The organism is Gloeocapsa sp. DLM2.Bin57 (assembly GCA_007693955.1).
Lineage (GTDB): Bacteria > Cyanobacteriota > Cyanobacteriia > Cyanobacteriales > Gloeocapsaceae > Gloeocapsa.
The window spans coordinates 1-12,627 of sequence record RECR01000039.1 but is presented as its reverse complement, the minus strand read 5'-3'; the positions used below and the strand labels follow the sequence as shown (position 1 = coordinate 12,627).

Annotated in this window: 11 protein-coding genes; 3 read left to right on the top strand and 8 right to left on the bottom strand. The window is 38.7% G+C overall.

What is annotated here, in order from left to right; all coding sequences use genetic code 11:
• Window position 1: 1 nt before the first annotated feature.
• The 5 genes from EA365_02445 to EA365_02425 all read right to left on the bottom strand — a co-directional run bounded on the left by EA365_02445 (window position 2) and on the right by EA365_02425 (window position 6,708).
• Entirely contained in the window at window positions 2-361 is a 360-nt protein-coding gene (locus EA365_02445) for a hypothetical protein (protein TVQ48026.1), read from the bottom strand.
• Window positions 358-1,062 (bottom strand): 4-vinyl reductase, encoded by a 705-nt coding sequence (locus EA365_02440; protein TVQ48025.1) that lies wholly within the window; start codon window positions 1,060-1,062, stop codon window positions 358-360. Before EA365_02440 ends, EA365_02445 begins: the two co-directional genes overlap by 4 nt.
• 156 nt (window positions 1,063-1,218) lie before the next feature.
• On the bottom strand, window positions 1,219-2,049 hold the full coding sequence (locus EA365_02435) for a pentapeptide repeat-containing protein (GenBank protein ID TVQ48024.1): 831 nt from the start codon (window positions 2,047-2,049) through the stop codon (window positions 1,219-1,221).
• Between the two features lie 233 nt (window positions 2,050-2,282).
• The gene (locus EA365_02430) at window positions 2,283-5,315 is read right to left on the bottom strand and encodes an efflux RND transporter permease subunit (GenBank protein ID TVQ48023.1); all 3,033 of its coding nucleotides are present in this window, start codon (window positions 5,313-5,315) and stop codon (window positions 2,283-2,285) included.
• Window positions 5,316-5,319: 4 nt separating this feature from the next.
• On the bottom strand, window positions 5,320-6,708 hold the full coding sequence (locus EA365_02425) for an efflux RND transporter periplasmic adaptor subunit (protein ID TVQ48022.1): 1,389 nt from the start codon (window positions 6,706-6,708) through the stop codon (window positions 5,320-5,322).
• Between the two features lie 184 nt (window positions 6,709-6,892).
• Between EA365_02425 and ccsB the strand changes: the two genes are divergently transcribed.
• Both ccsB and tilS read left to right on the top strand, forming a co-directional pair.
• Complete coding sequence (gene ccsB / locus EA365_02420) at window positions 6,893-7,888, top strand: c-type cytochrome biogenesis protein CcsB (GenBank protein ID TVQ48021.1); 996 nt, start codon at window positions 6,893-6,895, stop codon at window positions 7,886-7,888.
• Window positions 7,888-8,895, top strand: coding sequence for a tRNA lysidine(34) synthetase TilS (tilS, locus tag EA365_02415; GenBank protein TVQ48020.1), 1,008 nt, complete (start codon window positions 7,888-7,890; stop codon window positions 8,893-8,895). Before ccsB ends, tilS begins: the two co-directional genes overlap by 1 nt.
• Here the strand turns inward: tilS and EA365_02410 are convergent.
• The 3 genes from EA365_02410 to EA365_02400 all read right to left on the bottom strand — a co-directional run bounded on the left by EA365_02410 (window position 8,834) and on the right by EA365_02400 (window position 11,845).
• Window positions 8,834-9,847, bottom strand: a complete 1,014-nt coding sequence (locus EA365_02410) for a response regulator (GenBank protein TVQ48049.1) — start codon at window positions 9,845-9,847, stop codon at window positions 8,834-8,836. The genes tilS and EA365_02410 overlap by 62 nt on opposite strands.
• Before the next feature lie 218 nt (window positions 9,848-10,065).
• Window positions 10,066-10,935, bottom strand: a complete 870-nt coding sequence (locus tag EA365_02405) for a hypothetical protein (GenBank protein TVQ48019.1) — start codon at window positions 10,933-10,935, stop codon at window positions 10,066-10,068.
• A gap of 298 nt (window positions 10,936-11,233) precedes the next feature.
• Window positions 11,234-11,845, bottom strand: coding sequence for a molybdenum cofactor guanylyltransferase (locus EA365_02400; GenBank protein ID TVQ48018.1), 612 nt, complete (start codon window positions 11,843-11,845; stop codon window positions 11,234-11,236).
• Between EA365_02400 and EA365_02395 the strand changes: the two genes are divergently transcribed.
• Window positions 11,820-12,497 carry a G-D-S-L family lipolytic protein gene (locus tag EA365_02395; protein TVQ48017.1) on the top strand — a complete coding sequence of 226 codons (678 nt, stop codon included), beginning with the start codon at window positions 11,820-11,822 and terminating at the stop codon, window positions 12,495-12,497. The genes EA365_02400 and EA365_02395 overlap by 26 nt on opposite strands.
• Window positions 12,498-12,627 lie beyond the last annotated feature (130 nt).

Here is a 12,627-nt window from a genome sequence, read left to right as displayed (position 1 = left end):
TCTAAAATAGGTCTGATAGGTCATCAAGATTTAATTGTGAATGCTTAGTTTCCAGGCTTGGTGTTGTTGGTGTAGGCATTTTTGCTACTTGGGGTTTTCCTTCCCAACTCAGGTAAGCAAAGAAATCCTTGACGGTTTGCGTAATCAATGTTTCTTCTTTTACTGTTGTTATGGTTGGTATCAACTCTGCTGGTTTTCCTTCCCAGTTATGTTGTTGGAAAAACTCGCCTACTTTTAAGCAGAGAGGGAGAGGTTGTTTAACTATTTCTGGTTGTTTGGCAACTAGTTTTCTTCCTTCCCAATTACAATCATTAAAAAATGCTTCAACACTTTTGCACTGCAATAAAGTTGCTAGACTCATTGCAATATTTCTCCGTCTAATAGTCTTTTTTCGATATCTTTAGTGGTTGCGCCTTCGTTTTGCCAAAATGTAGCCGCATCGATACGGTCTTGTTTTCCTAATAAGAATTTACAGTAGGTTTCTCCCATGGCATAACATTGAATCTCGATACAATTTAGGTCTTTTTTCACCAAGTTACTAAAGAACCCTGCTAATAAACCTGCATAAATATGACATACTGGCTTACCTACGTCTCCTAGGGTTCTCGCTACTGCTGAATCAAAGATATTTACGAACATAAACCCGTTTTTTTGTTCGCTTAAATCTACTTCCCAATTACCCCAACCTTGGGTTGTAAATGGCCACCACCAACCCTCTAAAACGTAGAGTAAATTCATGTGGTCTAGGTTATAGTTATATTCTTTACTAAACCAATTTTGGAAAAATAGGGCGTCTCTTGTTCCCCATTCTTTACCAATATTGTACATCACTACTGATGCTGCTGCTCCTACTTCTTCTTCTAATCCTTCAATCAAGCCAATGATAAAATCTTCACTGACTAGTATGTTTCTTTCTTTGTTCCAATCTGTGATACTCCCATTATTAGTATCAAAATGAAAAAAATCTTCAAAACTATAGTGAGCATGTCTTTGGGGATGTTTTTGACGCCAAAAATGCTCGGATTCTTTATTGATTTTGGGGGAATTTTGAATAAAAACCATTTGTGACTATCTCATCTAAAGTAGTTATCGACGTTGGTTATTTAAGTATAGATTACTATGCTTAAATATCTGTTTATCTTCTTTTCTTATTCTGACTTACTTAACTAGAAAATTTCAATTTAAATTGACATTTTTTTACATTTACGTAAAGACTTGTTAAGACTTGAGTATAGTATTTACTAATTCAATATTTTTGCTTTTAATGACTTTAGCAAAATCTTGAATAATCAGAGAACAGGATTTAATAAATGCTCCTACCCATTCTTGAAAATATTGTAGCTGTAAAGTGGTTACAGGGGCATTAATATTGTCTGTAAAGGTTATTTTTCCTTGAGAATCTATCTGAAAATTATTTAACCATTCTCTAGGAGGTCGAGAAGAGTTTAAATACTTAGCGGTTAAGATATTTCCTAGGTAATGATTGCTACAATCTGCGACTTGATTAAAACTAGTTAAGAGTTGAGTTATGGTGACTTTTTGCTGAATTAAACTATCCACAGATGATTTCTGCACCATTCCCGCTGTCAACGGGTTAAAATAGCCAGGAAATTGGGTTTTAGGGGTAAAAATTGCTCCCTGTAATTGTATTCCTGTTAAATCTGCTTCATTTAAATACGCTCCACTTAAATTAGCTTTAATTAAGCTAACATTACTTAAAACTGCTTTAGTTAAAAAAGCTTCGGTTAAATTAGCGTTTTTTAAATCTGCATTAGCTAATAAGGCTTTAATCAGAGAAGCACTATGTAAAATAGCACCAGTTAGGTTAGCACCAATTAAATTGGTTTCATTGAGATAAGCGTTGCTCAAATCTGCATAACTCAAGTCAGCGTCTCTGAGATTAGCGTAGCTCAAGTCTGCTCCCTTGAGATTAGCTTGAGCTAGCTTGATTCCTTTTAATTGAGCACGTCTTAATCTGATGTTAGGAAATTGTCTATCTCCGAGACTGTAACGTTTTCGTATTTCTAGTTCGGCACTGTCTTTTAACATCAATATATTTTAAAATCCACTATCTATCTTTTAGAGTTCCCTAATTTTAAGTAAAGCTAACTAGATAGATATAAAGTTTTGTAAAGCTTTAGTGGTTATCTCAAATGGATTGAGAGAAAGCTAAAAATATAACAGAGGTACTCTTGCCTTGCGCGTAGCGCTATAGGAAAAATCTATCTTAATCGCGCCAGAGAACTCCCGTTATCATGAGCGCTTCATTTAGCCCGAGAGTGTCAATGCTGGAAAAGTTTTTGAGCTTTTTTGCCTAGGTTATAAATATAAGTAAAAAAGACAGGGACGACAACTAGGGTAAGGAGGGTAGAGGTGGTAAAACCACCGATAACAGCGATCGCCATGGGGCTACGTACAGCACCATCTGCGCCTAATTCTAAAGCAATAGGAATCATGCCGGCGATGGTAGAGATAGAGGTCATCAGAATTGGTCGTAAACGGGATACTCCTGCGTTGATAATTGCTTGAGAGAGGGGTTTTCCTTCAGAAAGTGCAGCGAGGATAAAATCTACTAGCAGAATGGCGTTTTTAGTGACTAAACCCATTAATAAGACTATCCCAATTAAGGCGAAGAGTCCTAATTCTTTTTGCATAACCAATAAAGCTAGTAAAGATCCACCTACGGAAAGGGGTAAAGCAGTGAGAATAGCCAGGGGATAGAGGAAGTTGTTATAGAGTAAAACGAGAATGGCGTAGATAGATAAAACAGCTAAACCCAGGGCGCTAGCAAAACCTGTAAAGATATCCTGCATGATTTTAGCGTCTCCTGCTGGTTCTTCTGTAACTCCTGGGGGGAGGGGATTAAAAGCAGGGAGATTGCGAATTTTAGCCATAGCTTCTCCGAGGGAGAGGTCTTGGAGGTTAGCTTCTAGGGTAACTTGACGATAACGATTAAAACGGTTGATAGTAGCAGGTCCACTGCCAAGACGAATATCTGCTACTGCGTTAAGGGGTACTAGAGTACCGCGACTACTAGGGAGACTCAGATTTCTAATGGTTTCTAGGTCATCGTGATAATCTGGGTCTATTTTAACGCGTATGGGAATTTGGCGATCGCTGAGATTAAATTTAGCGAGGTTAGCTTCATTATCTCCTAAGAGGGCTAAAGAAGCGGTTCGGGCGATCGCTTGTACTGACACTCCTAAATCAGCTGCGCGTTGAAAGTTAGGTTGAATGATTATTTCTGGTTTGACTAAACTAGCGCTTGAAACTAGTTCTACTATCCCTGGTATTTGGCTTATTTCTTGTTCGAGTTGGGCTGCTGTTGCGGTTAAAAGGGTGGGGTTTTCGCTTTTGAGGATGATGGAGAGGTCTTTACTGTTGCCTGCTCCTCCTAGGGCGCGAAAGCTGCTTCTTGCTCCTGGTATCAAGCTCAATTCTCCTCTCAGTCTCTGTTGAAATTCTAGTTGAGAGATGTTGCGCTCTCTTTTAGGGACTAGATTGACATAAATTGTGCTAGAATTTCCTTGACTTTCGCTGCCAATTGTGCTAAGAGTACTAACAACTTCTGGTTGTTCTTGTAATAAGTTGCTAACTTGGGCTGTAAGGGCTTCGGTTTGACTAAGTTGTGCACCAGGGGGTAATTCTAGGCTAAGGATACTCAAGGAGTTGTCGCTACTGTCGATTAAACCTTTGGGGATGTAGGGAACGAGTTGCAGACTAGCGATAAAAAAGGCGATCGCTATGATTAGGGTAGTTAAACGGTGACGTAATGCCCAGGAAAGTATATTACGATATGGTCGGAAAGTTTGATTAGTTGCTGAAGAATAAGGTTTATTTTTTAAGAGGTATGCGCTCAACATCGGTGTCATAGTTGTGGCTACTAGGGTAGAAAACATGGTTGAGACAGCGACGGTGACTCCAAAGGGTTTAAAGAATTGACCGGGAATACCTCCCATAAAAGCTACGGGGAGAAAAACGGCGACAATGGTAGCGGTTGTAGCGACTACGGCTAAACCAATTTCTCTAGCACCATCTAAAGCTGCTTGATAGGGAGTTTTTCCCATTTGCAGATGTTGTTCGATATTTTCAATCATACAAATGGCGTCATCGACGAGGTTTCCTACTGCTAAAGCTAAGGCTAGTAAAGTCATACCATTGAGTGTATAATTAAGTGCTTGCATGACCAGAAAAGTAGGAACAATCGAGAGGGGTAATGCTAAAGCGGTAATTAAGGTGATGCGCCAATCTCTGAGAAATATTCCTACGGTGATAACTGTTAAGATACAACCGATAATTAATGAACCAATGGTACTTTGATAAGATGCTCGAATGGAGTTACCTAGGGTAAAAATCAGTTTAAAGTTAAGATCTTCTGGTAGGGTTGTTTCTAACTCGGCGATCGCTTTTTTAACTCCTTGTTCGACGGTAACTAAATTAGTTCCTGTACTACGTCTAACAGAAAAGCCAATAACTGGTTGATTATTTAAAAAGGCTGATTGACGGATTTCGGCGAAACCATCGGTAACGTTACCAAGATTACCTAGGGCTACGGTATCACCATTGGGTAGGATAATGGGATAATTACCTAATTCTTCTACTGTTTCTGCACTACCGAGGGTGCGGACGTTTTGTTCTCCTGTACCTATTTGAGTGCGTCCACCTGCTAGATTAATGTTAACGTTGCGGATTTGATCGTTAACTTCTGTAGCGGTAATTTGATAAGCTTGAAGACGATCTGGTGCTAAATCTACTCTAATTTCGCGATCGACTCCACCAATACGATCAATAGCTGCTACTCCTTCGACATTGAGTAATTCGCGAATAATTCTATTATCGACAAAATCGCTTAATTCTTCTACGGAGAGTTTGTCTGAGGCTACCGCATAGGTTAAAATTGCTCCTCCACTAAACTCTAAACGTCTGACAATGGGTTCATTAATATCTAGGGGTAATTCTTGACGAATTTGGGCGATGGAGTTTCTAACGTCGTTAGTAGCTTGATTAGTATCTGTACCTAGAAGAAAATTAATCACGGTAGTAGAGCTACCATCGTTAACGGTAGAGATAATCTGGTCGATATTACCTAATCCGGCTACCGCGTCTTCAATTTTTTTGGTGACTTGGGTTTCTAATTCTGAGGGGCTAGCACCTCTTTGGCTGACGGTGACTGTTACTATGGGTATATCAATATTAGGACTACTATCGATACCTAAACCCAAAAAAGAAGAGATGCCCACAATCGAAAGGATTATAAACAGTAAGATTGTGGGTATGGGGTTTTTAATTGACCAAGTGGAGAGGTGGAAAGACATAATTTTATAAGACTCTGACGCGATCGCCTTCTCTGATGTACGCTGCTCCTTCAAGTACAACTATATCTTTTGTACTTAAACCATTTCTGATTTCTATTTTGGCTTGGGGGAGAATCTCGCCGATTTCTACCTGTTTAGGGGTAACTCTTTCATTGTCGAGAATATAGACAATACCTGTGCCATCGTTTTGGGGTAAAACTGCTCCAAGGGGAATAGTTAAGACACTGACTGTATCGGTAATAATTCCTCCTCTAACAAACATTCCTGGTTTTAGAGGGGTTTCTGGGGGTAGATCTACTTCTACTATGGCTAAACGGGTATTTTCATCGATGAGGGGGTTAATTTGTCTCACCCTACCGAGGATATTTTCATTACTACCTAGTAGTCCGTCAAGTTTAACGGTTTGTCCTGGTTTTATTTCTCTAATCAGGGTTTCGGGTACTTTAAGTTGAACTTGCAGACTTCCATCTTGGATGATTTGAAATAACTGTACATTAGTAGTACTTAAGTCCCCGATTCTGGCGTTTCTTTGGGCTATTTTGCCTCTAACTGGTGCTAAAACTTCTGTTTGGTTTAATTGGGTTTGGACGAGGTTTAATTGTGCTTCTGCTTGTTGTAATTGTGCTTGAGCCTGTAAAATAACTTCCCGACGTGCTCCTTGTTCTAATTCTGCTAGTCTAGCTTGGTTTTCTTTCAGGGTAGCTTGGGCTTGTTCTAAACTGGAACGTTTACTATTAGCTTCGTTGAGGATTTCTTCGAGTTGATCTTGAGAAATTGCTCCTTCTGCGGCTAATTGGCGATTACGTTGTACTCTTGTATCAGCTAGTATTAAATCTGATTCTGCTTTAGCTAAAGCTGCTTGGGCGCTATTGACGTTTTGTTGGGCTCTGGTTAACTCTTCTTGACGTGTTCCTGCTACAAGCTCAGCCAATCGCGCTTTTGCTTGACTAACTGAGGCTTGTTTTTCTAATAGTTGTGCTTGCAGTAAACTACTATCTAGACGCGCTAAGATTTGTCCTGATTCTACCCATTCTCCTTCATCAACGAGAATTTCGGTGATTTGTAACCCTGTTGTTTGACTAGATACGGGAATCAGTTCAGTAGCTGTTACTGTTCCTGTGGCTTGTAGAGTCCGTAAAATTTCTGTTGTTTCTACTTGAGTTGTGGTTACGGTTTGAAAGGGTTGGGTTAATTCTAGGGGAGTTTCAGCGCTAATTTGGGTTTCTGAGGATAATAAGGTTGTTGCTCCCCAGGAGATAATTACGCCTAAACCGATACCTAATAATAGCCATCCTTGTTTAACTGAATTATTATTGCTAGTCTTTGAGGGGGAATTATAAAGCTCTGGTTGTTCTTCTTTTGCTGGTTGCACCACAGTCTCTCTCTTTTTTATTAAGTTTTGTAACTATTATAGCAAGAGGGGAATGAGTTCGGAGTTAGGGGAGATGGGGGAGTGTGGGGAGTGTGATATATAGGAATAATAACACCATTCAACCGTTCTACCTAAACTATAACCCCGAACCCGCGTTAATGTTAGGATAAATGAAAATACTCAATCCTTCGTACAGAAAATAACTATGTCCCTAGATTTGGTAGCACTTCAGAGCTTTCTGGACAATACCTCTTTTCTCGTTCTACTTGTGTCAATGTTGGTTTATTGGGTTGGCGCAAGTTTACCTGGTGTGAGTTGGCTAAATAACCTGGGTACGGTGTTAGTGGCGATCGCTAATCTCTGTATAGCAGCTTTACTGGGCGCCCGTTGGTTAGATGGGGGTTATTTCCCCTTAAGCAATCTCTATGAGTCTCTCTTCTTTTTGGCTTGGGGTGTAACTTTAATACATCTATTAACGGAACAATGGGCTAAATTACGTTTGGTGGGAGTGTTTACCACTCCAGTAGCTATGGGTATAACGGCTTTTGCTGCTTTGTCTTTACCTCCTGAAATGCAGCAGTCTAGTCCTCTTGTACCAGCTTTGAAGTCTAATTGGTTAATGATGCACGTCAGCGTGATGATGCTGAGTTATGCAACTTTGATGGTTGGTTCGGTAGTGGCGATCGCTTTTCTAATCGTTACGCGTGGACAAGCTATAGAATTGCGAGGAAGTTCAGTGGGTACAGGTAGTTATCGTCGTCAAGTTACTGTGAGAGAAACCCCTACTTTTGCTCTTGCTAATAGCAATAATAATTCTGCTGGTGTACAAACTCTGGCTACTCCTACTACAACCACTACTTTATTACTTTCTCCTGAAAAACTCAGTTTAGCTGATACTTTGGATAATATTAGTTATCGAGTCATTGGTTTGGGTTTCCCGTTATTAACCATTGGGATTATCTCTGGTGGTGTCTGGGCTAATGAAGCTTGGGGATCTTATTGGAGTTGGGATCCTAAAGAAACTTGGGCTTTAATCACTTGGCTGGTATTTGCTGCTTATCTCCACGCGAGAATTACAAAAGGTTGGCAAGGGCGCAAACCCGCTCTGTTAGCTGCTGCTGGCTTTGTGGTGGTTTGGGTTTGCTATCTAGGTGTTAATCTTTTGGGTAAGGGATTACATTCCTATGGTTGGTTTTTCTGATGAATTCTGTTCCCTGGACTCCCCTACACGCTAAAGTTCACCAAAATTTACGTCAAGGTCAATTATTACCCCGAGGTGCGAAGATTTTAGTGGCGGTATCGGGAGGACAGGATTCGGTTTGTTTACTTAAACTGTTGGTTGATTTACAATCTCATTGGCATTGGTTAGTAGCGATCGCCCATTGTGATCACCGTTGGTCTTCGGATCTGGGTATGTCGGATCACGTGGAACAACTCGCTACTACTTTTGCTTTACCTTTTTATTTAAAAACTGCTGTTGTAGATTTACCCGAAAAGGAAGCCCCCGCTAGGGCTTGGCGTTATCAAGCTTTGGCTGAAATCGCAGTTAATGAGGGTTATACTCATGTAGTTACAGGTCACACTCAAAGCGATCGCGCCGAAACGATTCTCTATAATTTAATCAGGGGTGCGGGAACAACGGGACTTGCTTCTCTGAGTTGGTCTCGTCTTCTGACTGGTAATGTTAATTTGGTGCGTCCTCTTTTAAATGTAGGGAGACAAGAAACTTACCAGTTTTGCGTAGAATTTCAACTTCCTATTTGGGAGGATACGGTTAATCAAGATTTAAAATTTACGCGTAATCGCATTCGTCAACAATTAATACCCTACCTGCAAAATGATTTTAATCCTCAAGTAGAAACCCATTTAGCCCAAACCGCGGAATTGTTGAAAACGGAGACTGAATATCTCGGTAAAATTACTGAGCAAGTTCTCCAAGAAGTTTTTGTTCCTAATCAGCGGGCTTTAAACCGTTTACTCTTAAGAAGGAATCATTTAGCGATACAACGTCGGGTTATCCAAGAGTTTCTCCGACAAGTTCTCCCCAAATCACCTAATTTTGCTCAAATAGCAGCGGTGGTCAGTTTAATTGATGCGCCCAATCGCAGTAGAACTTCTTCTTTTCCTGGGGGTAATTACTTAGAGGTCAACCATGAGTTAATTGTGGTGAGATTTCAGGAAAAACTAGATCTTCGGTTTGACAGATAAAAGTGATAAACTGATCCACTAATTTAGCGTTACGCCACCCCTTGATTGTTTCTTCAACGAGTATTTCTAAGGCTTGTTTTGAGCTGAAAGCTTGTTTGTATGGTCTTTCAGTCGTTAAAGCATGATAAATATCTGCTATCTGAAAAACTTGTGCTAACCAGGGTATATCACTTCCTGCTAAACCATCGGGGTAACCGCTACCATCCCAACGTTCGTGGTGATGACGAATAATCGGGAGTATATCTAAACGATTTTGTAGGGGTTGACAGATTTTTCCGCCAACTAAAACGTGTTGATTGACTATTTCTCTCTCTGACTCGGTTAATTCTCCTTTTTTGAGCATAATTGATTCTGGTACAACTACAGTACCAATATCGTGTAGATAAGCAGCGTAAATCAGACTTTGGATTTGTTTAGAGTTTAGTTGTAGATACTTACCAAATTCTTGGGCTAATACTGCTAATTTTCCTACTGAGGAGGGAGTATCTTGTCGAGGATTTTCGACGATTCCTGCTAGACGGAAGAGTACTTCTTCGGTTTCATCTAGGTTTTGATTAAGGCGTTTTTGTTGAATCAGAGGCTTAACTCTACTGATTAATTCTAAACGATCTATGGGTTTAATTAACAAGTCATCCGCACCTGCTTCTAAAGATTGTACCCGACATTCTCTATCTCGACGCACTGTCATAAAGATTACAGGTATCAAGGTTGTCATCTCTGAATTTTTTAACTTTTGGCAAATTTCTAGGGGATTTTGTTTAGCTAAGGTTAATTCTAACAGAATTAAATCCGGGTTATGTTCTCCGACAAAACTGATAACTTCGGTATGTTGGTCACCTTCTATTACTTCGTAGCCTTCAAAATTCAGTATATCTACTAAATTCAGACGGCTAAAAGCGTTATCGTCGATGACGAGGATTTTTCCTTTATTATCGTTTAAATGTCTTGTCATGGAATAACCTTTTTTAAGAGAAATCGTGTTTTCTTGAGTTAAAGTGTTCATTATCTCGCTGATACTCCTTATGGGGGAAATATTGAGGTTTTTTGGGAGTAAATAAATTGTTTTGACGAAATTTTAAGCTATTTATTATATGTTTATATTTCAATAACCTAGATAATGGTTTGAGTTATTGAGTCTAGTATCGCTACTTTTTCTCGGTTTGCAATCAGTTATTTTACGGAATTATGCCATAACCAGCGTTTTTTCCAATGACTAGTAGGTTCAAGTTTACTACAATTTTGTTCAATAAGGCGACGTTTTTTTATATCTATAGCCAAATCTTGTAAGAGGGGATCTCGATAGGGTATAGCTGCGCGAGTTTGGAGATGTTCTTCTTCTTGTAGAGATAAAGGTGGAATTACCTGAGAGTCAAAACCAGCAACTGTTCCAGGGGATCTTCTTCCTACACCAGGAGTAGGACCTATAGATAACCCTGCTAATTGTAGCGCTGTTCTTACCGCTGCTGCACAAGAATAGGTGGCTAATCTTCCTTGGGGTGATAAATTCTTAGCTACTAAGTCTAGAAATTCTACTGTCCAAAGTTGGGGACATTTAGGGGGAGAGAAGGGATCTAAAAAGATAGCATCAGCGAGAAAACCCTGATTTTTTAATGATTTTATCGTCTGTCTAGCATCTCCTCTTAGTAATTTTGCGGTTAAAGTTTCTGTCTGATTATGATAGTTTTCGGCTAATTGACTGAGAGAAGATCTAACTTGGGGATTCCATAAAGACAATAAATTATCTTTGATTGCTTGTTGTGGTACTTCGGGATTGATTTCTAACGCGATTAATTCTATTTGACAAGTAGGATTAACTAACCAAATAGTTTCTAAGGCTGAAGCGCTATTATAACCTAAACCATAACAGATATCTAAAATGCGTATATGGTTATGTTTTTGTACTTTTTCTCTTATTTGACAAGGTTGGATAAATTTTTGTTCTGCTTCTTTTTTTGCTCCCTGGTGTGAGTGAAATAATTCCTGGTATTCTGGAGAGAAGAAGGTAAAGCTACCATCTGCGGTTAATTCTTTTCTAAGCATATAAAGGGTTCAGAGTTAAGAGTTCGGAGGAACGGTAGAACGGTTGAATGGTGTTAATATTCCTATATATCATACTCCAAAGTCTCCCCGTCTCCCCCTTCTCTGACAAGGGTAGGTTTTTTACAATGAGATTCTGGCGAAGGTGAGACAAGGAAGACAAGGAAGGAAAGTAGACTCTCGAAGTATATGTATTTAAATATTACCTTGAATCAAAAACACACTTTTTGAATTGTAGTATCTACCTTGTCCCCCATTCTTCGTTCCTTCCTTGTCTCGTCTTCACCGAAATGTTAAAAACCTACACCTGTGAGCCCCTTCTCCCCCTCTCTTCTAAGAGTGCCTCCCAATCTTGTTTATGGTTACAATTAAAGAGTATCTTAGGGTTAGTAACAGGAAGTTCTACTACTTCTTGGGTGAGTAACCATTTTTGTAATGATTTACCTCCTTGATTAATATATTGTTCCATCAGGGGTAAACTAGTACAACGATAAAAACCACATAAAACTTCCCATCCTTTGCTAGGATGTCTGGGAAGAAGGGCGATCGCACTTTGGGGAGTCTGGGATAATAAACTACTCCAATTGGCGATCGCTTCTGTTTCTAAACAAACTAAATCACAAGCTAATAATAACACCCATTCTGTGTTAACTTCTCTTAATCCTTGACTGAAAGCTACCATTGGTCCATTATGGGGGAATAATTCTTTAATTATTTGACAATTTGTTGGTACAATTGACTGATATTTTTCTAGCCAAGGGGTTACTATATATATCTCTGTGGCTAAATCTTGAATTCTCTCACAGATAATCCTTAGTAAAGGTTTGTTATCAAGTTTTAATAAAGCTTTATCTGTTCCCATACGAGAACTTTTACCCCCAGCTAAAATGATACAACTAAATATTTCTTTCATCATCATTATTATCATTATTAACCTTATTTTAGTTTATCAAAGGCGAAAACGTCAAAAGTTTTTAGCTGATAGTTATTATCAAATGCGTTTAGAACAATTGGCTTGTTTACCTTCTCCAGAACAAGGTATTGTTTTTTTAGGAGATAGTCTTACTCAGATGGGGGAATGGTCAGAATTTTTTCCTAATCTTCTTATCCAAAATCGCGGTATTGGAGGAGATACAACTACAGGTTTACTCAAGCGTCTCGATGTTATAACTAAAAATAATCCTAGTCAAATCTTTTTGATGATTGGTATCAATGATATTTGTTTAGAGAAAAAAAGTTCAGAGGAAATTCTCGCCAATTATCGAGCAATTCTTGAATATTTATCTACTTATTATCAAATTAAAGTTTATATTCAAAGTATTTTACCTGTTAATCAATTAGGAGTTAAACCTTTTCAACAAGTTAATCAACAAATAATATTTATCAATCAAGAATTAGCAAAATTAGCTCAAGAGTTTAATTATCACTATATTAATTTATTTAGTTATTTTGTTGATGCAAATAATCAATTAAATGAGCAATATACCTTAGATGGTATTCATTTAACAGGTAAAGGTTATTTATTATGGTTAAAAATTATCTATAGTTATATAATACGAGAGTAACTAATGTTTAAAAGGTTTTAGGTGGAACGGTTTTAAGTCAACAAACCTTGATAACTATAGCGCTACGCGCAGGCAAGAGGGAAGAAGTTAGGTCAGTCAACCTTGATAACTATAATTAATTACAAACATA

What these genes read in the sequence shown, in the direction of transcription:
- EA365_02445 (TVQ48026.1), bottom strand. Translation starts at nt 361, where the DNA reads ATGAGTCTAGCAACTTTATTGCAGTGCAAAAGTGTTGAAGCATTTTTT.
- EA365_02440 (TVQ48025.1), bottom strand. Translation starts at nt 1,062, where the DNA reads ATGGTTTTTATTCAAAATTCCCCCAAAATCAATAAAGAATCCGAGCAT.
- EA365_02435 (TVQ48024.1), bottom strand. Translation starts at nt 2,049, where the DNA reads ATGTTAAAAGACAGTGCCGAACTAGAAATACGAAAACGTTACAGTCTC.
- EA365_02430 (TVQ48023.1), bottom strand. Translation starts at nt 5,315, where the DNA reads ATGTCTTTCCACCTCTCCACTTGGTCAATTAAAAACCCCATACCCACA.
- ccsB (TVQ48021.1), top strand. Translation starts at nt 6,893, where the DNA reads ATGTCCCTAGATTTGGTAGCACTTCAGAGCTTTCTGGACAATACCTCT.
- tilS (TVQ48020.1), top strand. Translation starts at nt 7,888, where the DNA reads ATGAATTCTGTTCCCTGGACTCCCCTACACGCTAAAGTTCACCAAAAT.
- EA365_02410 (TVQ48049.1), bottom strand. Translation starts at nt 9,847, where the DNA reads ATGACAAGACATTTAAACGATAATAAAGGAAAAATCCTCGTCATCGAC.
- EA365_02405 (TVQ48019.1), bottom strand. Translation starts at nt 10,935, where the DNA reads ATGCTTAGAAAAGAATTAACCGCAGATGGTAGCTTTACCTTCTTCTCT.
- EA365_02395 (TVQ48017.1), top strand. Translation starts at nt 11,820, where the DNA reads ATGATACAACTAAATATTTCTTTCATCATCATTATTATCATTATTAAC.
- EA365_02400 (TVQ48018.1), bottom strand. Translation starts at nt 11,845, where the DNA reads ATGAAAGAAATATTTAGTTGTATCATTTTAGCTGGGGGTAAAAGTTCT.